Source organism: Halomonas sp. SIMBA_159 (genome assembly GCF_046536035.1).
GTDB lineage: Bacteria > Pseudomonadota > Gammaproteobacteria > Pseudomonadales > Halomonadaceae > Vreelandella > Vreelandella venusta_A.
On sequence record NZ_JAWJBT010000007.1, the window covers coordinates 69110 to 90438 of the forward strand.

Below are 21329 nucleotides of genomic sequence, written 5' to 3' on the forward strand. Positions count from 1 at the left end.
ACTGGCAGCCATACGTTACCGGTGTTGTCTGACCCGGCGAGTGCTGCCCAGTATGTGCTGCCTAGTAGCAAGTTTGCCCCAAGGTTCACGCCGCCGCTACTTTTTGATTAAGGGTCGTTAACAGTGTTTCAATCTTTTCAAAACGCTGTTCGACCGTTTCCATTGGAAATTCAAATCGTAAGGTGTCGGAACCGTCTAAACGGTAGTGCTGTGGAGATTTTTGAATCAGGGTGACCAGTGTCAGCGGGTCCACCAGAGTAGTGCTATCAAAGATCACGCGACCGCGTTGCTCGCCTGCTTCCATTCGTGCCACGCCGAGCTGTTCTGCTCTATGACGTAGCTTGGTTTGGCGTATCAGGTTTTTCAGCGGCTGCGGTAGCAGGCCAAAGCGGTCAATCAGCTCGACCTGCAGCTCTTTCAATTCAGCATCAGACTGTGTGTTGGCGATGCGTTTATACATCACTAAGCGCTGCTGCACATCGTGAATATAGTCATCGGGGATCAGTGCGGGCAGATTTAGGCTGATTTCAACGCCGGTGTTGAAGGGGGCGTCGATGTTTGGGGTTTTGCCTGCCCGTATCGCTTTCACCGCGCGGTCCAGCATTTCCATATAAAGGGTGTAGCCAATGGTTTCCATCTGGCCGCTCTGCTCGTCGCCAAGCAGCTCCCCGGCGCCACGAATTTCCATATCGTGACTTGCTAGGGTAAAACCTGCGCCAAGGTCGTCTGATGCGCTGATAGCCTCAAGCCGCTTGACGGCGTCGCGCGTCATCGCTTTGGGCGTTGGCGTTAACAGGTAAGCATAGGCTTGGTGGTGGCTTCGCCCTACGCGGCCGCGCAGCTGGTGCAGTTGGGCCAGGCCAAACTTATCCGCGCGTTCAATGAGAATGGTGTTGGCGCTGGGGACGTCAATCCCCGTTTCAATAATCGTTGAGCAAACCAGCACGTTAAATCGGCGGTGATAGAAATCCGACATCACGCGCTCAAGGCTGCGCTCTGGGAGCTGGCCATGGGCAACTGCTACGCGGGCTTCTGGTACTAGCTCGCGAATTTGCTCGGCGGCGTTTTCAATGGTTTTAACTTCGTTGTGCAGGAAGTACACCTGGCCACCGCGTAAAATCTCCCGGAGCAGCGCTTCTTTAATCACGCTGTTGTCGCGCTGCTGTACGAAGGTTTTGACCGATAGGCGTCGTGCGGGCGGCGTAGCGATGATGGAAAGGTCACGGATACCGCTCATGGCCATATTCAGCGTACGCGGAATAGGCGTGGCGGTGAGCGTGAGAATGTCGATTTCCGCCCGCAGGGTTTTCAGCTTCTCCTTTTGAGCCACACCGAAGCGGTGCTCCTCATCGATAATCAGTAGCCCCATTTTGGGCAGCTCGACGCTTTTTGAGAGCAGCTTATGGGTGCCGATAACAATATCGGTTTGGCCGCTCTTGATGCCCTCCAGGGTCTGGGTCATCTCTTTGCCGCCGGTAAAGCGCGAGATCAAACTGATATTCACGGCGGTGTCGGCAAAGCGGTCACGGAAGTTTTCAAAGTGCTGGCGCGCTAGCAGCGTGGTGGGTACCAGCACCACAACCTGCCTGCCGGATTGTACCGCCAAGAAGGCAGCGCGCATGGCGACTTCGGTTTTACCAAAGCCGACATCGCCGCACACCACGCGATCCATTGGCTGGGGCGATACCATGTCGCCAATGACGGCCTCAATGGCGGCCTGCTGGTCGGGAGTTTCCTCAAACGGGAAGCTTGATGCAAAGCGGACATACTCCTCCCCAGGCGTTTCGTACACCACTCCCTCTTGTGCTTCTCGACGGGCGTAGATGTCCAATAGCTCAGCGGCGGTGTCACGAATCTTCTCTGCGGCTTTGCGGCGGGCTTTTTCCCACTGGTCTGAACCTAGCTTATGCAGCGGAGCTAGCTCATCGTCGGCACCGCTATAGCGTGAAATAAGATGCAGGCTGTCTACCGGTACATAAAGCTTGGCCCCGTCAGCGTAAGAGAGAGCCAAAAACTCATTGGCCTGGCCGCCAGCCTCTAGCGTTTCCAGCCCCAGGTAGCGGCCGACGCCGTGGGCTTGGTGAACCACTGGCGCGCCTTCTCTTAGCTCGGAAAGATGACGTACTGCCAGCTCGTTATCGTCGGTGGCTTTTTCGCGCCGACGACTTTGACGGACTACATCGCCGAATAGCTCGGTTTCGCTGATCACCGCCACGTCCGGCTCGGTGAGCCATAAGCCGCTGCCCACTAGGCTTTCGGTGATGGCGATGCGCTCTTTGCCGGCTAAAAACGCTTGGAAGCTATCGCAGTGGGGGAGCGTGAGTTTAAGCGGCGACAGTACTTCTTCTAACGCTTCTCTGCGCCCGCGCGATTCAGCCACGAACAGCACGCGAGTCTTGGTGTGGCTGTCTAGAAAGCTCTTTAGCTCGTTCAGCGGCTGTTTGGCGCGCGCATTAATGGCCAGAGAGGGGAGTGCTTGTGCCAGAGGGGCAAGCGCATGGCGCTGGCTGTCGTCATCGGTGAACTCAAGGCGAGGCCGTGCCTTAATAGCCGAAAATACCTCGTTGACCGGGAAGAACGCCCGGTGAGGTGGTAGTAGCGGCCGCGTCGGGTCAACACCTAAATTCTCATAGCGCGATTCAATCGACTGCCAGTGCTGCTCAGCCGCATGGAAAACGTCTGGGAGCAAGGCGATGCGAGTGTCTTCGGTGAGATGCTCAAACAGCGAGGCGGTTTCCTCGAAAAAGAGCGGCAAATACTGTTCTAGCCCCGGTGAGGGAATCGCTTTCAGCGCATCGTTATACAGCGGGCACTGGCGTGGGTCGACATCAAACAGGGTTTCAAACTGCTCACGAAAGCAGGCAATAGCACTGCGGCTGAGCGAATACTCATGGGCAGGCAGCAGCTCAATGGTGTCGACTTTGTCGGTAGAGCGCTGGCTGCCAGGGTCGAAGTGGCGCAGGGTGTCGATTTCATCATCAAACAAATCAATGCGGATTGGCTCATCCATGCCCATGGCAAAGAGGTCAATAATCGCGCCGCGCATCGCATACTCACCCGGCTCGTAAACGGTCTCCACCGCACGATACCCCGCCCGCGAGAGGGACTCGCGGAACGTTTCCCGGTCAAGCGTTGCGCCTGCATTAAGCGTCATCACGCGGCCTGCAATGTATGACACCGGTGGCAAGCGCTGCATCAGCGTGTTGATAGGCACTAAGACTATGCCGCGCACGCCGTCTTGGAGCTGGCGCAGGGTTCTTAGGCGCGCTGAAATAATATCCTGGTGAGGCGAGAAGCTATCGTAAGGCAGCGTTTCCCAGTCGGGGAAGGGAAGCACAGGCACGCTGCTATAAAAAGCCAGGTCCTGCTCTAAGCGCTGGGCGCTGGCAGTGTTGGGGGTGATCACCAGTAGCGGCGCGCTTGACGCTGCTTGTGCGAGCGCCAGGGCCGTCGCACTGCCCGGCGGCGCTTGCAAATAGAGCGTGTCGCGAATCCCTTGCGGCTGAGGCGGTTCGAGCAGAGAGAAAGAAGGCATCATAAAAGGTATCGTTTTGCGCTGAAACGGAACCTGGATGATACACGATCAGCCCTTTCACGCAGAGCCTTTCGGCCTAAGCGGGCTTTGCGTGAGCGTTGGGCTGCATTATTACAGTTTGTAGTCAATCCCCATTTTCTGTAATACCCCTACATGTTGTGCGACTATCCATGCATTGCGGCCCTCTAATAAGCCCCGGATAATGCCTCTGATTTCCCCGTTCATTACCCAATGAGGCCGCACGTGAGTCAGCAAGCTCTCGAAAACGTTTTCCAGGAATGGCAGCACAATGAAACTCTGGCTGAGCAAATGATCCCGTTGGTGGGTCAGCTTTATCGCCAGAATAACGTTGTTGCCACTATGTTCGGACGTTCTCTGATCAAGCGGTCGGTCATTCGTATCCTTAAAGATCACCGTTTCGTGCGCAAAATTGAAGGTACGGAGCTATCGGTCGAGGATACATACCCCATCGTTAAAGCGATGAGTGAGATGAACCTGGGGCCTGCGCATGTCGACGTGGGTAAGCTCGCCGTTAACTTTAAGCGCCAGGGCGGCGGTGATCTGAATGCCTTTTTGCGCCAAGAGTTAAGCGATATTGTTGACGGTTTTCAGCCGGGGGGTAGCAAAGGCGAACCTCAAGACGTCGTACTGTACGGCTTTGGCCGTATTGGGCGCTTGCTGGCACGTGTAATGATCGAGAAGGCGGGGGGCGGTAATCTGTTGCGCCTGCGCGCCATTGTAGTGCGTGGCCGTGGTGATGTAGCGAAAGACCTTGAGAAGCGCGCCAGCTTGCTGCGTCGCGACTCCGTGCATGGCCCGTTTGACGGCACCATTAGCGTCGATGCTGATGCGAGCACGCTGACCATTAATGGCAACGTTGTGCAGGTGATTTACGCTGATTCCCCCAGCGAGATTGATTACACCGTTTACGATATTCATAACGCGGTGGTCGTCGACAACACCGGTATTTGGCGCGATGAAGCCGGCCTTGGCCAGCATCTTGAGTGTAAAGGGGTGGCAAAAGCGCTGCTCACAGCGCCAGGTAAAGGCGATATTAAAAATATCGTCTTCGGCATTAACCACGAAACCATTGGTGATAATGACCGCATCGTATCAGCGGCCTCGTGTACCACTAATGCCATTGTGCCGGTGCTGAAAGTGCTCAACGATGAGTACGGCGTTGTGACAGGTCATGTGGAAACGGTTCATGCCTATACCAACGACCAAAACCTGATTGATAACTTCCACAAAGGTGATCGTCGTGGTCGTAGCGCTGCGCTGAACATGGTGTTGACCGAAACAGGTGCCGCAAAAGCCGTTGCTAAAGCGCTGCCTGAGCTGGAAGGTAAGCTGACCGGTAACGCCATTCGCGTACCGACACCTAACGTTTCCATGGCGATTTTGAACCTGACGCTAGAGAAGGGCACGGATGCAGCCGCGCTCAATGACTACCTGCGTCGTATGTCCATTGATTCGGCCTATCAAAAGCAGATCGATTTTGTCGATTCGGCGGAAGTCGTCTCTTCTGATTTCGTCGGCAACCGCCATGCGGGCATCGTGGATGCCAAAGCGACGATTGCTAACGGCAACCATGCCGTGGTTTATATGTGGTACGACAACGAATTTGGCTACAGCTGCCAAGTTATTCGTATTCTGCAACATATGTCTAATGTGGAATTCTTGAAGCTGCCCCACCAGTCGCACTAATCCCTTATATGCCTGCAAGAGGCTAATGTAGGGCCTTAACAGCATGACTGGGCATCAACGCCACCTTCGGGTGGCGTTTTTTGTACCAGAAACAAATAGCCTAGCTGGTGATATAGCACTTTTGGAGGCCGTCAGGGATGTGGTCATTGGCCGCGCTTGTCTTTATAATACGATAGATTTTTCGGGGTGGTTCAAGCTTGCTTGGGCCTGACTGGTAACAATCTGAGCAGAAAATAATAATTCGCTGAGCAGAAAATAAGCATTCGAACCCCTTACCTTCGTATATCCGATCCATCAACTGGGCGAGACTATGATCGAAGTCAAAAAAGGCCTGGATCTCCCCATCACGGGAGCGCCCGAGCAGCGTATTGAAGATGCGCAGCCTGTGCGTCACGTGGCAATCCTGGGCACTGACTACGTTGGCATGAAGCCAACGATGGAAGTTCAGGAAGGGGACAAGGTCAAACTAGGCCAGCTGCTCTTCACCGACAAGAAAATTGATGGCGTGCGTTTTACCGCGCCCGCCGGTGGTGAAGTAGTCGCTATTAACCGTGGCGAAAAACGTCGTTTGCTGTCTGTGGTTATTAAAGTCGATGAAAATGAAGAAGCGATGACATTTGCTTCTCATGATCGTGGTGCTTTAGGACAGCTTGATCGTCAACTCGTTGTTGATCAGCTTGTTGAGTCAGGACTCTGGACTGCTTTGCGCACCCGTCCTTTCTCACGCACGCCAGCTATCGATAGCGTTCCTGCCGATATCTTTGTCACCGCTGTGGATACGCATCCATTAAGCGCTGACCCTGGTTTTATCATCAACGAAAATGCCCAAGCATTTGAAGACGGCCTCAAGGTGCTAACCCGCCTGACCGAGGGCAACGTTTTTCTGTGCACGGGTGCTAACGCCTCGATTCCGGGCAGTGATTTTAGCGGCGTAAAAACCGAAAGCTTTGCTGGGCCGCATCCGGCTGGCTTGGTAGGCACACACATTCACTACCTCTCGCCCGTGGCGCTGCACAAGAAAGTGTGGCACATCGGTTATCAGGACGTGATTGCCTTCGGCAAGCTGTTCGTAGAAGGTAAGCTGGACGTAAACCGTATCATTGCGGTAGGTGGCCCGCGTGCTGAAAAACCGCGCATTCTGCGTACCCGTGTGGGTGCCAGTACTCAGGAACTCTTGGCAGGTGAAGTCATCAAACCTGATGACACCCGCGTGATTTCCGGCTCGGTATTTTCTGGTGCTGCTGCTGAAGGCAAACTGACATATTTGGGACGTTTCCATAACCAAATCAGTTTGCTGGAAGAGGGTAACAAGCGCACCTTTATGGGATGGTTGTCCCCCGGAGCGAACCGCCACTCCGTCATGGGCATTTATCTTTCCAAATTTAAAGGCCTGAGCAACTACGCACCGACAACGTCAACCAATGGTTCTGAGCGAGCCATGGTGCCGGTGGGTAATTACGAACGCATCATGCCGTTGGATGTAATGCCAACACAGCTGCTGCGTTCGCTGATTGTGGGCGACATTGAGGTTGCCATGCAGCTTGGGTGTCTTGAGCTGGACGAAGAGGATCTGGCGCTGTGTACCTATGTTTGCCCTGGCAAATATGAGTACGGCCCCATCCTGCGTGACAATCTCACCATGATCGAGAAAGAGGCCTGATGATGGGTATTCGACAAACACTCGATAATCTCGAGCCGCACTTCCATAAAGGTGGCAAGTACGAGAAGTTCTACCCGCTTTACGAAGCGGTAGATACCATTTTCTACTCTCCCCCCAGCGTTGCTAAAACCACCTCTCACGTTCGTGATGGCATTGATCTAAAGCGCATCATGATCACCGTGTGGATGTGTACTTTCCCGGCCATGTTCTTCGGTATGTGGAACGCAGGCTGGCAGGCGAACACCGCCATTGATGCAGGCTACGCCTCCATGAATGGCTGGCGTGAAGCCATCATGATGACCCTCGCGGGTGGCCATGATCCCAGCAGCCTCTGGGCAAACTTTGTGCTCGGCGCCACCTACTTCCTGCCTATCTACCTCGTGACCTTCGTTGTGGGTGGTTTCTGGGAAGTGATGTTCGCCATCAAGCGCGGCCACGAAGTCAACGAAGGCTTCTTCGTCACTTCAGTACTGTTCGCGTTGATTCTGCCAGCGACCATTCCGCTGTGGCAGGTAGCGCTCGGTATCACCTTTGGTGTGGTGATCGGTAAAGAGATCTTCGGCGGTACGGGTAAAAACTTCCTGAACCCCGCTCTGACTGGCCGTGCGTTCCTGTACTTTGCCTATCCGGCGCAAATCTCCGGTGATGCGGTATGGGTTGCTGCGGATGGCTACACCGGTGCGACCGCACTGTCACTGGCGTTCCAAGACGGCATGTCTGCGCTGACAAACACCTTCAGCTGGTGGGATGCCTTCCTTGGCTTCGTACCGGGTTCTGTTGGTGAAGTGTCAACCCTGGCCATCTTAATTGGTGCTGCGGTGTTGCTGTGGACCAAGATTGCCAACTGGAGAATCATGCTGGGCGTGTTCCTGGGCATGGTGATCACCAGCACGTTGTTCAACCTGATCGGCTCTGAAACCAACGCCATGTTCGCGATGCCCTGGTACTGGCACCTCGTCATCGGTGGGTTTGCCTTTGGTATGGTATTTATGGCGACTGACCCCGTGTCTTCTGCCATGACCAACCAAGGCCGCCTGGTGTTTGGTGCGCTGATTGGTGTGATGACGGTACTGATTCGTGTGGTGAACCCGGCATTCCCGGAAGGCATCATGCTGGCGATTCTGTTCGCCAACCTGTTTGCACCGCTGATCGATCATTACTTCGTCCAGGCCAATGTTAAGCGCCGTCTCAAGCGTACTGGCGTACCGGCCGAGGAGACAGCCTAATGGCACAAGGTAACAACTCCATCAAGAAAGTTCTGATTGTCGCTTTCTCGCTGTGTATCGTGTGTTCGGTCATCGTTTCGACGGCGGCCGTGGCACTGCGCCCAGCGCAGCAGCTCAATCAGGAGCTTGACCGTAAAACCAACATCCTCAACGTGGCGCGTTTATACGAGCCGGGTATGGATGTGGAAGACGCGTTCAGCACCCAGATTACTGCCCGTGTTGTTGAGCTGGAAACCGGAGAGTACTCCGACCAGTTCGACCCCGACACCTATGATGGTTTTGAGGCAGCGCGTGACCCGGCAACTGGCCGCACGCTGTCTGGCGACCGTGATATCGCGGGTCTGTCTCAGGTAGAAAACTTTGCGACCGTTTACCTCGTGGGCGACGCTGAAAATCCTGACCAGATTGTATTGCCGATTCGTGGTCAAGGCCTGTGGGGCCGCATGATGGGCTTCCTTTCGGTTGAAGGCGACGGCAACACCATCGTCAGTATCACCTACTACGATCACGCGGAAACGCCGGGTCTAGGTGCCGAAGTAAACAACCCGCGCTGGCAAGCACAGTGGGAAGGTAAAGAGATTTACAGTGAAGAGGGCGACCTCTCTCCTGAAATCCACCTGACCAAAGGCGGCGCGAGTAACGAGCACGAAGTCGATGCGCTCTCCGGTGCCACGCTGACCAGTAACGGCGTGACCAATATGCTGCAGTTCTGGCTGAGTGAAGAGGGCTTTGCTTCTTACCTCGCTAAATTCCGCAGCGGTACCGAGCCATCAGACGCCGAAGACACCGAGACTGACTTCGACGACGTTGAGGGGGCCTGATCATGGCGGATGTAAATGCAAAAGGCGTTTTAACGGCGCCGATTTTTAAGAACAACCCCATTGCGCTACAAATTTTGGGGATCTGTTCTGCGTTGGCGGTCACCACCAGCATGAGCGTGTCGCTGGTTATGGCCCTGGCGGTAATTTTTGTAACGTCTTTCTCGAACCTGTTCGTATCGTTAATCCGGAACCATATTCCATCCTCGATCCGTATCATTGTTCAGATGACCATTATTGCCTCGTTGGTAATCGTGGTTGACCAGATCCTGAAAGCCTACGCTTATGAAATGTCTAAGCAGCTGTCGGTTTTCGTGGGTCTGATCATCACTAACTGTATCGTGATGGGTCGTGCGGAAGGTTTCGCAATGTCCAACACGCCGGGCATGTCGTTCCTGGACGGTATCGGTAACGGCCTGGGTTACGGCTTCGTGCTGATGGTCGTTGGTTTCGTTCGTGAACTGCTGGGTGCTGGCAGCGTGTTTGGTTTCACAGTGCTTCCGACCATCCAGAACGGTGGTTGGTACGTACCCAACGGCCTGCTGCTGCTGCCGCCGTCTGCTTTCTTCATCATCGGCTTGTTGATTTGGGTGCTGCGCTCTGTCAACCCCGAGCAGGTGGAAGAGAACGAGTTCAAGATGAAGCACAACACCAAGCCGAAGGAGGCCGTGTAACATGGAACATTATCTAAGCCTTTTCGTTGCTTCGGTATTTGTTGAGAACATGGCACTCGCCTTCTTCTTGGGCATGTGTACGTTCCTTGCGGTATCTAAGAAGGTGTCCTCTGCAATTGGTCTGGGTATCGCGGTTATCGTCGTACTGACGATTACTGTTCCGGTCAATAACCTGGTATTCACTTACCTGCTGCAGGAAGGGGCGCTGACCTGGACCGGCATTAGCGGTGCAGAGAATATCGACCTGTCGTTCCTGGGTCTGCTCTCTTACATCGGTGTTATCGCGGCACTGGTACAGATCATGGAAATGTTCCTTGATAAGTACGTACCGTCGCTTTACAACGCGCTGGGCGTGTTCCTACCGCTGATCACCGTAAACTGCGCCATTCTTGGTGGCGTACTGTTCATGGTTGAGCGTAGTTACAACTTCGGTGAAGCCGTGGTTTATGGCTTTGGCGCAGGTACCGGTTGGGCGCTAGCAATTGCTGCTCTGGCAGGTATTCGTGAAAAGCTGAAGTACAGCGATGTGCCTGGTGGCCTGCAGGGTCTTGGCATTACGTTTATCACCGTTGGCTTAATGTCCTTGGGCTTTATGTCCTTCTCAGGCATTCAGCTTTAATCGGAGCCGGTTTTCTCGGCAGCCCTAGGCTGCCGAGGTACATAAAACCTTCAGCAATAGGAAACCGACATGGTTGATACATCTGTCATCTTGCTCGGTGTTGTCATGTTCACGGTCATCGTTATTAGCTTAACGGCGATCATTCTGGCAGCGCGCAGCAAGCTAGTGAGTAGCGGGGACGTGACAATTGAAGTCAACGGCGACCCCGAGCACACCCTGAAGACCCAGGCCGGCGGCAAGCTTCTGAACACCCTGGCGGCCAACGGTATTTTCCTCTCTTCAGCTTGCGGTGGCGGCGGTTCTTGCGCCCAGTGTAAGTGCCGAGTGGAAGAGGGCGGCGGTTCTATCCTGCCGACCGAAGAGTCGCACTTCACCATGCGTGAGAAGAAAGAAGGCTGGCGCCTCTCTTGTCAGGTTCCTGTGAAACAGGACATGAAAGTAGAAGTGCCGGAAGAAGTCTTCGGCGTGAAGAAGTGGGAAACCGAAGTCACGGCCAACCCGAACGTCGCGACCTTTATCAAAGAGCTGAACCTGAAACTGCCTGAAGGTGAAGAAGTTGCCTTCCGTGCCGGTGGTTATGTTCAGCTGGTTGCACCGCCCTACGACATCAAGTTCTCTGATTTCGATATCGAAGAAGAGTACCGTGGCGACTGGGAAAAGTTTGGTCTGTTCGATATTTCCCACAAGAACAACGAGGAAGTCATCCGCGCCTACTCCATGGCGAACTATCCGGAAGAGAAAGGCCTCCTCAAGTTCAACATTCGTATCGCAACGCCGCCTCCTGGCACCAGCCATCCGCCGGGTCTGATGTCTACCTACGTATTCAGCCTGAAGCCGGGTGACAAAGTGACCGTGATGGGTCCGTTTGGTGAGTTCTTCGCGCGCGATACCGATGCCGAAATGGTCTTCATCGGTGGTGGTGCAGGTATGGCCCCGATGCGTAGCCATATCTTCGACCAGCTCAAGCGTCTGCAGTCGACGCGTAAAATTTCGTTCTGGTACGGTGCACGCTCCTGGCGTGAAACGTTCTACAACGAAGAGTACGACCAGCTGGCGGAAGAGTTCCCGAACTTTGAGTGGCACTTGGCACTCTCCGATCCGCAGCCGGAAGACAACTGGGAAGGGCCGACAGGCTTCATCCACAACGTGCTGTACGAAAACTATCTGAAGGACCACCCTGCGCCTGAAGATTGTGAGTTCTACATGTGTGGACCGCCCATGATGAACGCCTCTGTTATTAAGCTGCTGCTTGATATGGGCGTTGAGCCAGAAAACATCCTGCTGGATGACTTCGGCGGCTAATGCTGCGTTCACGCACGCGTTAGTAACGGGGCTAGCCTTTGGGCTAGCCCCGTTTGTTTTGTGGACACTATTGTTTTGTGCTCACAATGCCGAAAAACTACGCCATGCCTGATCATTTTGTAGCGGCTGGGGTACAATAGGCGTCAAATGTTCAGGCACTTATCGGCATGACCGTTGTCGAGAAGTGTGGCACTTGATGCAATGCTGGGAGGACAACATGGCAATTTGGCTACTGGTATTTGGCTTTATGGCACTGATTATGGGTGCGATGGCCGTTGGCGTGCTGATGGGGCGTAAACCCATTGCAGGTTCTTGCGGTGGGCTTAATCAAATCGGAATGAAAGATGGCTGCGATATCTGCGGCGGTAAAGATGAAGTGTGCGAAGAAGAGAACCGCAAACGCGGCAGCGTACGCCGTCGCAGTGATGAAAGCCGTGGCGCCGACCTAGGTTACGACGCAACGCGCCGCTAACCGCTGATGCTACGCGTGACATAACCTCAAACGCTCGCTTAATCGCGGGCGTTTACGTATGTGCTAATGAGTGCATGATGACAGGGAACAAGGAGATCCAAACCGTATGGCGGTTCACAATTACGATGTCGTGGTGATCGGTACCGGCCCCGCCGGGGAAAGCGCGGCCATTAATGCTGCAAAGCACGGTATGCGGGTGGCGATTATTGAGAAGCAGGCCCAGGTAGGGGGTAACTGCACCCACTGGGGCACCATTCCGTCAAAAGCGCTGCGCCATCAGGTCAAGCAGATCATGGCGTTCAATACCAACCGCATGTTCCGCGACATCGGTGAACCCCGCTGGTTCTCCTTCCCGAAAGTCATGGAGCGCTCGCGCGGTACCATCGACAAACAGGTTGAAATGCGCACCACTTTTTATGCGCGTAACCGCATTGACCTGTTCCACGGCGTCGCCCGCTTCAAAGACGAGCACACCGTTGTAGTGCGTGACCGCCAAGAGGGTATGGAAGAGTTGGTGGCCAAAAAAATCGTCATTGCCACCGGTTCGCGCCCCTATCGCCCTGCGGATATCAACTTCCGCCATCCGCGTATCTACTGCTCCGATACTATCCTAAGCCTTTCCCACACACCGCGTACGCTGGTAATTTTCGGCGCGGGCGTTATCGGCTGTGAGTACGCTTCTATCTTTTCGGGATTAGGCGTGAAGGTAGATCTGATCAACAACCGGGATAGCCTGCTGTCGTTCCTGGACGATGAGATCAGTGACGCGCTCTCTTACCACCTGCGTAAGCACGGCGTGCTGATTCGTCATAACGAAGAGTATGCCAGTGTAGAGGGCGACGAAGCAGGCGTAGTGGTACGCCTGAAATCCGGTAAGAAAATTCGCGCCGATGCCTTCTTATGGGCCAACGGCCGTACCGGCAACACCGATAGCTTAGGGCTTGAGAATATCGGTATGGAAGCCAATGGGCGTGGTCAGCTCAGTGTGGATGAGCACTACCGTACGTCGATTCCGCATATTTACGCGGCGGGCGACGTGATTGGTTGGCCAAGCTTGGCCAGTGCCGCTTATGACCAAGGCCTGAACTCCTGCAACGAGCTGCTGGAAAAAGAGTACCGCTTCGTTAGCGATGTTCCGACCGGTATCTATACCATTCCAGAAATCAGCTCCTTTGGTCCCAATGAGCGTGAGCTGACTGAGGCCAAAGTACCCTACGAAGTGGGCAAAGCGTTCTTTAAAGACACCGCTCGCGCCCAGATCACTGGCGATACGGTGGGCATGCTAAAAATCTTGTTCCACCAAGACACGCTAGAGATTCTGGGCATTCACTGCTTTGGCGACCAAGCTTCCGAGATTCTGCATATCGGACAGGCGATTATGCAGCAGAAGGGCGAAGCGAATACTCTGAAGTACTTCGTGAACACCACCTTCAACTACCCGACCATGGCGGAAGCCTACCGAGTGGCGGCGCAAAATGGCTTAAACCGCGTCTTTTAAGCGGCCACAAAAAGGGGGCGCTGTGCCCCCTTCGTGTTTTTACCATCACCTTCCGTTAGCCATGCCCTCTATAGCGATTCCAACAGCTGCTGAGCGCGGGGCTGCCATTCGCCTTCTAGTGAAGCGGCTTGGCGTAGTGATTCCCTAGCGGCGGTGCTGTTCTCTTGCTGAAGCTGCAGGATGGCTAAGTTTAGCCACGCGGCCCCCATGGCGGGGTCTAGCTGGGTAGCGGCTTCAAACGCATCTAATGCTGCCTGTGGTTGTTCTGCTGCGTAAAGCGCATTGCCTAACGCGAACTGCCCCAACGGGTTGGCGGGGAAGCGTTCGCCAAACGCCTGCCAACTGCTGAGCGCTTTTACAGGCCCATGCTGCTCTTCAAAGGCGCTAATCGCTTCTAGCGCATTGCGGGCAGTAACAGCCTCCGGGAGGCTGCCCGGCTCGCTAACCACAAACCCCCAGCGCTCAGAGCGCGCCCAGGTAGCATCAAAACGGCTAAACGACAGGGTGTGCCGCTCAATTTCACCGCTGCGCAGTGTCAGCGTCTCGTTGGGCAAATCAAAGCCAATCGCCACCGCGTAGTGCCACATGGGAAAAGCGGGCAGGGCAAGGTTCTGCATCACTACCACCGGGTCGCCTGCTTCTAAATGCGTCAGTAGTGCATCCATGGTGCCGCGGATGGGTATGGCCAGCCGTTCGTAGCGGCGCACCGTGGCCAGCATTTCCGGTTGCACGCTGCCGTCACGCCCTGGCAAGAATACCTGAGGAATCAGCTCGTCTACGCTAGCCTCTACGCCTTCGTGATTGAGCACCATGGCCAGGGTGGCGGGGCCGCACTGGTATTCCGTCTGGGCGAAAAACGGCACCTCGGTAAGCTCGGTTTGCGGGGTAAGGCTGGCCTTGGTGCTCTCAAGCAGTACCGGGCTTCGTGCGCAGCCGGTTAACAGCACTATCAGAAGGCTTAACAGTAAAACGCCCGCAGTGCGGGCGTTAACATAACGGTTCATCATCGCGGATGAATTAGCGTGTGAACGGGTAAACATCGGTCAGGCCGAGAATGTCCGTTACCAGCAGAATCACAAATACTGCAAACAGCGCACCGATCACACCGGCACCGGCAGGCAGTTGCTCAAGCTGTTGCGCCATTTGCTGGGCTTCGGCATCGCTTAGGGCCGCGACACGCGCTTCAACGTCGTCAGGATTAACACCCTGCTTTAGCAGTTGATCTTGCACATCGGCACGGGCGAGGATTTCATTGATACGCTCGCGGTCCGCACCGGCACGGTCGCCTGCTAAAACAGACTGCGTTGATACCAGATCCATGCCTTGCGGGGCGGTAGGAGCCGCCACAACGGGCAGGCTGGCAAGCACTAACGCAGCAATCAAAAGGGTCGAGAGGTAAGCACGCACTGTTTTCATCGTCTTCATCCTTAGACTTATCGGGGGAGCAGGCCGTTAGTAGCCTGTTGAATAGTATAGAAACAAACAGCAGCGGTTTTAAGGCAAAAATGCAAAGTGCTAATTATTTGCACTAATGCGATAGGTCCAGGGCGTTTCCGCCAGGATGCCTTTCGCGCCTGCCATGGTCATGGCTAGGTCGTGCAGCCCCGGCCAAAGCGGCACGGCGGAAGCGCCTTTCACCGCTAAATCCAAACGCTGAGCCATTAAAAGCAGTTTGTGTAAACGCTTCATGGAAAGGCGGCTAATGGCTTTTTGATACGCAGGGCGGCGCTTATCAAAAATCATCGGCTTTTGGGTTTTGCAGGCGTGCTCGAAGCTTTGGCCTTGGTCCAAATGCTGATGCAGCGACAGCAGGGTACGCAGTTCACGGGTAAGCGCCCACAGTACAATCGGCGCTTCGACGCCTTCGCTTTTTAGGCCGTTCACAATGCGCGAGGCGCGGCTGGGTTCACCTTTTAAGCACGCATCCGCCAAGTTGAAGACATCAAAACGTGTGCTGTCCTCCACGCCTTGGGCAATATGTTCGACGTTGAGCCGGGTATTGGCCGGGTAGATCAACGCCAACTTTTGCAGCTCTTGATCAGCCGCTAGCAGGTTGCCTTCGGTGCGTTCACCCAGCAGCCGGGCCGCTTCCAGGTCAATTTGCAGGCCGTGGTGAGACGCTCTATCCCGCAGCCAATAGCCAAGCCGTGAGGCATCGACCGGCCATACGGGAACAAAGATTCCCTGCTTATCTAATGCTTTGAACCAGGCGCTTTTCTGCTGCTTGGCATCCACCTTGCCCATGCTGACCAGCAGCAGGTCATCGCTGCCATCCATCATTTCCGCGTATTGAGCGAGCGCCTTACTGCCTTCTTGACCTAACTTTTGGGTGCCTAAGCGCAGCTCTAACAGTTTGCTGGTCGCAAACAGCGAGAGGTTGCTAGCGGTTTCCAAGAGCCGCCCCCAGGCAAAGTTGGGCTCTACATCCAGCACTTCGCGCTCTTCTATGCCCGCTTGGCGGGCGGCGGCGCGCACCGCGTCGCAGGCATCGCGGTGCTGTAGCGGCTCATCGCCTGCCACAATCACCGCTTTAGGCAGTTTTTTGGCCAGGGCGGCGGGTAATTGGTCGGCAAATACCTTCACCGCAACGCCTCAAGATTAGCCAGGCGTTCCACAATACGCTGAGCCAGCTGGCGGGTAAGCGTTTGCTCTGCCTCTTGAAACAGCGTTTCCCGGTTCAGCAGGTCATCATCGCTCACGCGAATCCGCGTGCTGGTGGCCAGGGTGGTGTTATTAAGCGCGTAGGCGTTGGTATCCCGCTGCTGTACCGAGAGCGTGGTGCTAAGCGTTAGCTCATGCTCGCGGCTGGCGCGGCCATCGGTGCCAATGCGCCGCTCCTGTAGCGAAGGCGTGCCCAGAGTGACGCGCCAGGGCGCGCCGCTCTCTACCTCGGTGCCTAACTGCAGCAGCCGAGTACGCAGTTGCTGGGCGAGGGCGCTGTTATCGTTACCTTCCAACGCGAGTGCAGGCAGGCGCGGCATGGATTCCGTACCGCGCAGGCGGAACCCGCAGCCGCTGAGCAGCACCGCCGCCGAGGCGGCGATGCTAAGCGCGAGGAAACGACGGCGCGTTATGGGTTGGGCTGGCTTCATCCACTCACCACAATGTTAACCAGCTTGCCGGGCACCACGATCACTTTACGAACCGTTTTGCCTTCCAAATGGCGCTGGACGTTTTCGCTTTCCATCGCCAACTGCTCGATGGCGGCTTTGTCGGCGCTGGCCGGTGCTTCCAGGCGGGCGCGCAGTTTACCGTTCACCTGTACCACCAGCTCGATGCTGTCGCGGGCCAGGGCGGCTTCGTCTACTTTCGGCCACTGGGCTTCAATAGCGGGCTGCTCATGGCCCAACTGCTGCCACAGGGTGTGACACAGGTGCGGGGTAATCGGGGCCAGCAGCAGCACGCAAGCTTCCAGCGCTTCACGGCTAACCGCGAGGCCCAGTTCGGACGTATCGTCGAACTTGGCGACCGCGTTAGAAAGCTCCATCACTGCGGCAATGGCGGTGTTGAAGGTGGTGCGGCGGCCAATGTCGTCGCTGGCTTTCTTAATGGTTTCGTGGGTTTTGCGGCGCAGTGCTTTTTGGTCGTCGTTGAGTGCATCGACGTTCAATGTGCCTGGAGTGCCCGCTTCCAGATGCTCGCTCACCTGACGCCACACGCGCTTCATAAAGCGGTGCGCGCCTTCAACGCCAGAATCTGACCACTCCAGCGACTGCTCAGGGGGCGCGGCAAACATCATAAACAGGCGCACGGTGTCGGCACCGAACTTGTCGATCATCGACTGTGGATCAACGCCGTTGTTCTTCGACTTGGACATCTTCTCGATGCCGCCCATCTCAACGGGCTGGCCGTCGCTCATCAACATGGCGCTCAGCGGGCGGCCTTTCTCATCACGCTTCACTTCCACATCGGCGGGGTTAAACCACTCTTTACCGCCGTTATCTTTAATGCGGTAGAAGGTTTCGGCGATCACCATGCCTTGGGTGAGCAGCTGCTGGAACGGCTCGTCGGAATCGACCATGCCGAAATCGCGCAGCAGCTTGTGGAAGAAGCGGGCGTAGAGCAGGTGCAGAATCGCGTGCTCGATACCGCCAATGTAGAGATCCACCGGCAGCCAGTAGTTGGCGCGCTCATCCAGCATCGATTCGTGGTTATCCGCACAGCAGAAGCGGGCGAAGTACCAGGAAGACTCCATAAAGGTATCGAAAGTGTCGGTTTCACGCACCCAGCCATCGCCCAGCTCGGAGAACTCGGGCATCTTCTTCAGCGGCGAGCCGGAGGCATCCACGGTGACTTCCATGGGCAGCGCGACGGGCAGCTCTTCATCGGAGAGCGGCACGGTTTGACCTTCCGGGCCGTACTTCACCGGAATCGGCGCGCCCCAGTAACGCTGGCGGGCAATACCCCAATCGCGCAGGCGGTAGTTGGTTTTTACTTCGCCACGGCCCAGCTCGGCCAGTTTGGCGGCAATGGCATCGAACGCGGCTTGGAATTCCAGGCCATCGAACTCGCCGGAATGAATCAGCGTACCGTGCTCGGTGTAAGCGCCTTCCGAGATATCTGGAGTATTGCCGTGCGCGTCGGCCACTACCGGCTTCAGCTCAACGCCGTACTTGGTGGCAAACTCCCAGTCGCGCTGGTCGTGGGCGGGTACGGCCATGACCGCGCCGGTGCCGAACTCCATCAGTACGAAGTTAGCCACGAATACCGGCACTTCTTCACCGCTTAACGGGTGAATGGCTTTATGGCCCGTGGCCATGCCCAGCTTCTCTTTGGTGGCCATTTCCGCTTCAGAGGTGCCGCCTTTGGCGCACTCTTCACAGAACGCCGCTAGCTCGCTGCTCTGCTCGGCGGCCTGTTTCGCCAGCGGGTGGCCAGCGGCCACGGCCACGTAGGTCACGCCCATCAGCGTATCCGGGCGGGTGGTGTACACCGCCAGCGGCTCGCAGGCGCTGCCATCGGCGGCTTTAATATCAAAGCTCAGCTCGACGCCACGGGATTTACCAATCCAGTTGCGCTGCATGGTTTTGACCTGCTCGGGCCACTCGACGTTATCTAAATCTGCCAGCAGCTCATCGGCGTAGTAGGTGATCTTCAAGAACCACAGCGGGATCTCTTTACGCTCTACCGGCGCGCCGGAACGCCAGCCGCAGCCGTCGATGACCTGCTCGTTGGCGAGGACGGTTTGGTCGACCGGGTCCCAGTTCACCGTGGACATCTTCTTATACACCAAGCCTTTTTCTACCAGCTTGGTGAAGAACCACTGCTCCCAGCGGTAGTAGCTGGTATCGCAGGTGGCGAATTCGCGGCTCCAGTCGTAGGCAAAGCCCAATGCCTTCAACTGGTTGCGCATGTAATCAATGTTTTGATAGGTCCACTTAGCGGGCGGCACCTGGTTTTGAATCGCGGCATTCTCCGCCGGCATCCCGAACGCATCCCAACCCATGGGCTGCATGACATTTTTACCCTGCATGCGCTGGAAACGTGAGACAACGTCGCCGATAGTGTAATTACGCACGTGGCCCATGTGCAGCTTGCCGCTGGGGTAGGGGAACATGGATAGGCAGTAGAACTTTTCGCGGTTGGCGTCTTCTACGGCTTTAAAGCACTGGTGCTTGTCCCAGTACTGCTGAGCATCACGTTCGATATCACGGGGGCTGTAATGTGCGTCCATCGGTGTTTTCAATGCCTTGGGGTCATTCGCCCAAAAAGGGCGCAAAGTGAATAGTAGATGACGACTGTCAGATAAGTAACGTCGATTGTATCCTATGCAGGTGTATCCTTGAACGGCTAGCCGATGATAGGCAGCACCTGTGGCAACAAAAGGAGAGGACCCATGGAAAAACATAACGATCACCGCCTTCGCGAAGGCTACGAGCGCCTGTTGGAACGCATGCAAGGCGGCGCCAACGAGCTCACCTGGGATAACCTGCAAAAGGATTTGGACGACGCTGTTGCCTTTGAAGCAGAGCTTGAAGAGTACACCAAAGACGAGCTTGCCCTGCTGCGCGCCTGGGTAGAGCGCGACCTAAAAGACATGCGCTACTACATGGCGGATACCGGCAAGCAGGTCGCCAGCTGGCTAGGCATTGATATTGATCAGCTCTCCCGCCGAGTGGCGGAATCGCTGCTTTCGATTGCCGACCGCAGCGTGGTAGACCGCGAACGCTTCGAAGATGACCTAGAAGCCGCCCGCGCCGACTACTGCGAAGGCGAAATCGCCGCCCCCGGTTTAATGGCCTGCACCCACTGCGATACCCAGGTCATGTTCAACGACGTAGCCCGGCTAGAACCCTGCCACCAGTGCGGCCACCGCTACTTCTACCGCTTCCCCAATAAAATCATCGAAACCTGATTTTTAACCTAGCCAAGCGCTTAAGCCTGCAATCGCCCCCAGCGAGAGCAGGCTCATCATCGCCGCGTAGGGCAGGTTATCTTTCATCATGCGATAACCGCTCACCCCATAACGCCCCTGCAAGGAAAGGTTAATACCGGAAAGCGGCCCCACGCTGGTGCCCACCGCCCAGGCGCTTAGCGCCACAAAGGCAAACAGCGTTTGCTCGCCACCGGTTAAATCCAAAACAGACGCCAGCACGGAAACGCCAATAATCGGGTGTAGCCCCACCAGCGCGCTGAGCGTAATGGCAGCAAAGCTAGCCATGGCCTGCCACGTGCCAAAGCGGGCGAACAGCGTCCACTCATCGCCCGCAGCGGCAGCCACCAGCGTCGAAAGCCCTAATGTTAATAACCCCGCCGCTAAAAACAGCGAAATTTCCCCACGCATGGCGGGCAGCCGGGTCACGGTGTGCTGTCGAATGCGCCGCAGGGTAAAGCGCGGGCCTTCCCGCAGGTTGCTTAACAGCGCCACCCCCGGCAGCAAAAAAGTAATAATGCTGACAATGGTGAGCGACGGCGTGATCCAGAAGTGAAACAGCATCACCAACGCCGCCATGCCCGCAGGCATGAGCAGGCTGCGGGGCGAAAGCGAAAAGCCATCCACCTCGGTTAAATCAAACCGCCGCCGCAGCTCTAGCGTGGTTAATAGCCCTGAGAGAATGGCAATCGGAAAACCCACCACGGCAATCTGGGCGTACTGCACCGAAGGCACCAGGGCAATCACTACCGCCATGGAAGCAAAGAAAGGCGACCAGAGGGCGGCGCTGCTCAGCCCACGGTTCAACGCCAATAGCTGCGGTGTGGTTAACGGCGCACGGCGGGCCAAGCGGTCGCCCACCATAAACACCGTGGAAAGATTCAAAATCGTGCCGAGGAAATGCACCCCCAGCCAAGTACGCAGCACGCCATCTGCACCCGTTACCCGTTTACCCGGCGGGCGCTTATTGCCCTGGGTGCCAATCAGCGAAATAAAGCTCACGCCCACCAGCATGGTGGCCACAAACACGTTGCCTTGCAGCATGGCAGGCCAGTTTACCTTCGCGCTATACACCGTTTGCGCCACCACCAGCATCACCACACCCAGGGCAATCAACACCCCCGCCTGAATGCGCGAACGCTTGGGAATATCCCGCCACAGCAGCGCCACCGCCGTCCACAGCAAATAGCTCACCGCCTGCGCGGTCGGCACCGCCCCGGTAAAGCCCAAAATCTGCGCCAAAAGCCCCAGCAGCACCAACACCCCCGCCAAGCGCTGCCGCGTCGTTGTCTCTTGCATCTCAATCCCTTACTGGTTGAGTTAGCAGGCTAATCGGGTTTGCAAGAGAAGGCTAGTAGCAAGAAGTGACGGGGTAAGTGAGATGAAAGGTGTGATTGATGGCAGATGTGGGAGGTGACAGAGGTGAAAGATGGAAGTTTTGGGAG

The 21329-nt window shown here is 55.9% G+C and carries 17 protein-coding genes; 10 read left to right on the forward strand and 7 right to left on the reverse strand.

The annotated features are described in order from the left end of the window. Positions 1 to 85: 85 nt before the first annotated feature. The gene (gene mfd, locus R0J87_RS06215; RefSeq protein ID WP_498885101.1) at positions 86 to 3535 is read right to left on the reverse strand and encodes a transcription-repair coupling factor; all 3450 of its coding nucleotides are present in this window, start codon (positions 3533 to 3535) and stop codon (positions 86 to 88) included. 243 nt (positions 3536 to 3778) lie between these two features. Here mfd and R0J87_RS06220 point away from each other — a divergent pair, with 243 nt between their 5' ends. From R0J87_RS06220 to sthA, 9 genes are all read left to right on the forward strand, one after another. Continuing rightward, a complete protein-coding gene (locus tag R0J87_RS06220; RefSeq protein ID WP_404345520.1) occupies positions 3779 to 5242 on the forward strand; it encodes a glyceraldehyde-3-phosphate dehydrogenase in 1464 nt (487 codons plus the stop codon). Positions 5243 to 5552: 310 nt separating this feature from the next. Then, a complete protein-coding gene (locus R0J87_RS06225; RefSeq protein ID WP_498885051.1) occupies positions 5553 to 6902 on the forward strand; it encodes a Na(+)-translocating NADH-quinone reductase subunit A in 1350 nt (449 codons plus the stop codon). Then, complete coding sequence (locus tag R0J87_RS06230; protein ID WP_498885052.1) at positions 6902 to 8128, forward strand: NADH:ubiquinone reductase (Na(+)-transporting) subunit B; 1227 nt, start codon at positions 6902 to 6904, stop codon at positions 8126 to 8128. The genes R0J87_RS06225 and R0J87_RS06230 overlap by 1 nt, the downstream gene beginning before the upstream one ends. Beyond that, entirely contained in the window at positions 8128 to 8949 is an 822-nt protein-coding gene (locus R0J87_RS06235) for a Na(+)-translocating NADH-quinone reductase subunit C (protein ID WP_404466081.1), read from the forward strand. The genes R0J87_RS06230 and R0J87_RS06235 overlap by 1 nt, the downstream gene beginning before the upstream one ends. A 2-nt stretch (positions 8950 to 8951) precedes the next feature. Beyond that, complete coding sequence (locus R0J87_RS06240) at positions 8952 to 9620, forward strand: NADH:ubiquinone reductase (Na(+)-transporting) subunit D (protein ID WP_404345524.1); 669 nt, start codon at positions 8952 to 8954, stop codon at positions 9618 to 9620. 1 nt (position 9621) lies between these two features. Continuing rightward, positions 9622 to 10239 (forward strand): NADH:ubiquinone reductase (Na(+)-transporting) subunit E, encoded by a 618-nt coding sequence (gene nqrE, locus R0J87_RS06245; RefSeq protein WP_044628064.1) that lies wholly within the window; start codon positions 9622 to 9624, stop codon positions 10237 to 10239. A gap of 69 nt (positions 10240 to 10308) precedes the next feature. Next, the gene (gene nqrF, locus R0J87_RS06250; protein WP_404345525.1) at positions 10309 to 11541 is read left to right on the forward strand and encodes an NADH:ubiquinone reductase (Na(+)-transporting) subunit F; all 1233 of its coding nucleotides are present in this window, start codon (positions 10309 to 10311) and stop codon (positions 11539 to 11541) included. Between the two features lie 217 nt (positions 11542 to 11758). Beyond that, complete coding sequence (gene nqrM / locus R0J87_RS06255) at positions 11759 to 12013, forward strand: (Na+)-NQR maturation NqrM (protein ID WP_044628062.1); 255 nt, start codon at positions 11759 to 11761, stop codon at positions 12011 to 12013. A gap of 106 nt (positions 12014 to 12119) precedes the next feature. After that, the gene (gene sthA, locus R0J87_RS06260) at positions 12120 to 13511 is read left to right on the forward strand and encodes a Si-specific NAD(P)(+) transhydrogenase (RefSeq protein ID WP_404466082.1); all 1392 of its coding nucleotides are present in this window, start codon (positions 12120 to 12122) and stop codon (positions 13509 to 13511) included. Between the two features lie 68 nt (positions 13512 to 13579). Here sthA and R0J87_RS06265 read toward each other — a convergent pair whose 3' ends face one another. The 5 genes from R0J87_RS06265 to leuS all read right to left on the reverse strand — a co-directional run bounded on the left by R0J87_RS06265 (position 13580) and on the right by leuS (position 19185). Next, the gene (locus tag R0J87_RS06265) at positions 13580 to 14518 is read right to left on the reverse strand and encodes a PA2778 family cysteine peptidase (protein ID WP_498885055.1); all 939 of its coding nucleotides are present in this window, start codon (positions 14516 to 14518) and stop codon (positions 13580 to 13582) included. Positions 14519 to 14528: 10 nt separating this feature from the next. Further along, a complete protein-coding gene (locus R0J87_RS06270) occupies positions 14529 to 14927 on the reverse strand; it encodes a PA2779 family protein (protein WP_404345528.1) in 399 nt (132 codons plus the stop codon). Between the two features lie 99 nt (positions 14928 to 15026). Then, the gene (gene holA, locus R0J87_RS06275) at positions 15027 to 16094 is read right to left on the reverse strand and encodes a DNA polymerase III subunit delta (protein WP_498885057.1); all 1068 of its coding nucleotides are present in this window, start codon (positions 16092 to 16094) and stop codon (positions 15027 to 15029) included. Then, positions 16091 to 16603, reverse strand: coding sequence for an LPS-assembly lipoprotein LptE (locus R0J87_RS06280; RefSeq protein WP_404345530.1), 513 nt, complete (start codon positions 16601 to 16603; stop codon positions 16091 to 16093). The genes holA and R0J87_RS06280 overlap by 4 nt, the downstream gene beginning before the upstream one ends. Beyond that, positions 16600 to 19185 carry a leucine--tRNA ligase gene (leuS, locus tag R0J87_RS06285; RefSeq protein WP_498885058.1) on the reverse strand — a complete coding sequence of 862 codons (2586 nt, stop codon included), beginning with the start codon at positions 19183 to 19185 and terminating at the stop codon, positions 16600 to 16602. Before leuS ends, R0J87_RS06280 begins: the two co-directional genes overlap by 4 nt. 162 nt (positions 19186 to 19347) lie before the next feature. On the opposite strand from leuS, the gene R0J87_RS06290 reads away from it, so the two are divergent. After that, positions 19348 to 19866, forward strand: coding sequence for a zinc ribbon-containing protein (locus R0J87_RS06290; protein ID WP_404345532.1), 519 nt, complete (start codon positions 19348 to 19350; stop codon positions 19864 to 19866). A 3-nt stretch (positions 19867 to 19869) separates the two neighbouring features. On the opposite strand, the gene R0J87_RS06295 is transcribed toward R0J87_RS06290, so the two are convergent. Continuing rightward, positions 19870 to 21183 (reverse strand): hypothetical protein, encoded by a 1314-nt coding sequence (locus tag R0J87_RS06295; RefSeq protein ID WP_498885059.1) that lies wholly within the window; start codon positions 21181 to 21183, stop codon positions 19870 to 19872. Positions 21184 to 21329 lie beyond the last annotated feature (146 nt).

What these genes read in the sequence shown, in the direction of transcription:
- leuS (WP_498885058.1), bottom strand. Translation starts at nt 19,185, where the DNA reads ATGGACGCACATTACAGCCCCCGTGATATCGAACGTGATGCTCAGCAG.
- R0J87_RS06240 (WP_404345524.1), top strand. Translation starts at nt 8,952, where the DNA reads ATGGCGGATGTAAATGCAAAAGGCGTTTTAACGGCGCCGATTTTTAAG.
- R0J87_RS06290 (WP_404345532.1), top strand. Translation starts at nt 19,348, where the DNA reads ATGGAAAAACATAACGATCACCGCCTTCGCGAAGGCTACGAGCGCCTG.
- R0J87_RS06280 (WP_404345530.1), bottom strand. Translation starts at nt 16,603, where the DNA reads ATGAAGCCAGCCCAACCCATAACGCGCCGTCGTTTCCTCGCGCTTAGC.
- R0J87_RS06295 (WP_498885059.1), bottom strand. Translation starts at nt 21,183, where the DNA reads ATGCAAGAGACAACGACGCGGCAGCGCTTGGCGGGGGTGTTGGTGCTG.
- nqrM (WP_044628062.1), top strand. Translation starts at nt 11,759, where the DNA reads ATGGCAATTTGGCTACTGGTATTTGGCTTTATGGCACTGATTATGGGT.
- sthA (WP_404466082.1), top strand. Translation starts at nt 12,120, where the DNA reads ATGGCGGTTCACAATTACGATGTCGTGGTGATCGGTACCGGCCCCGCC.
- R0J87_RS06230 (WP_498885052.1), top strand. Translation starts at nt 6,902, where the DNA reads ATGATGGGTATTCGACAAACACTCGATAATCTCGAGCCGCACTTCCAT.
- R0J87_RS06235 (WP_404466081.1), top strand. Translation starts at nt 8,128, where the DNA reads ATGGCACAAGGTAACAACTCCATCAAGAAAGTTCTGATTGTCGCTTTC.
- R0J87_RS06270 (WP_404345528.1), bottom strand. Translation starts at nt 14,927, where the DNA reads ATGAAAACAGTGCGTGCTTACCTCTCGACCCTTTTGATTGCTGCGTTA.
- R0J87_RS06225 (WP_498885051.1), top strand. Translation starts at nt 5,553, where the DNA reads ATGATCGAAGTCAAAAAAGGCCTGGATCTCCCCATCACGGGAGCGCCC.
- mfd (WP_498885101.1), bottom strand. Translation starts at nt 3,535, where the DNA reads ATGCCTTCTTTCTCTCTGCTCGAACCGCCTCAGCCGCAAGGGATTCGC.
- R0J87_RS06265 (WP_498885055.1), bottom strand. Translation starts at nt 14,518, where the DNA reads ATGATGAACCGTTATGTTAACGCCCGCACTGCGGGCGTTTTACTGTTA.
- nqrF (WP_404345525.1), top strand. Translation starts at nt 10,309, where the DNA reads ATGGTTGATACATCTGTCATCTTGCTCGGTGTTGTCATGTTCACGGTC.
- nqrE (WP_044628064.1), top strand. Translation starts at nt 9,622, where the DNA reads ATGGAACATTATCTAAGCCTTTTCGTTGCTTCGGTATTTGTTGAGAAC.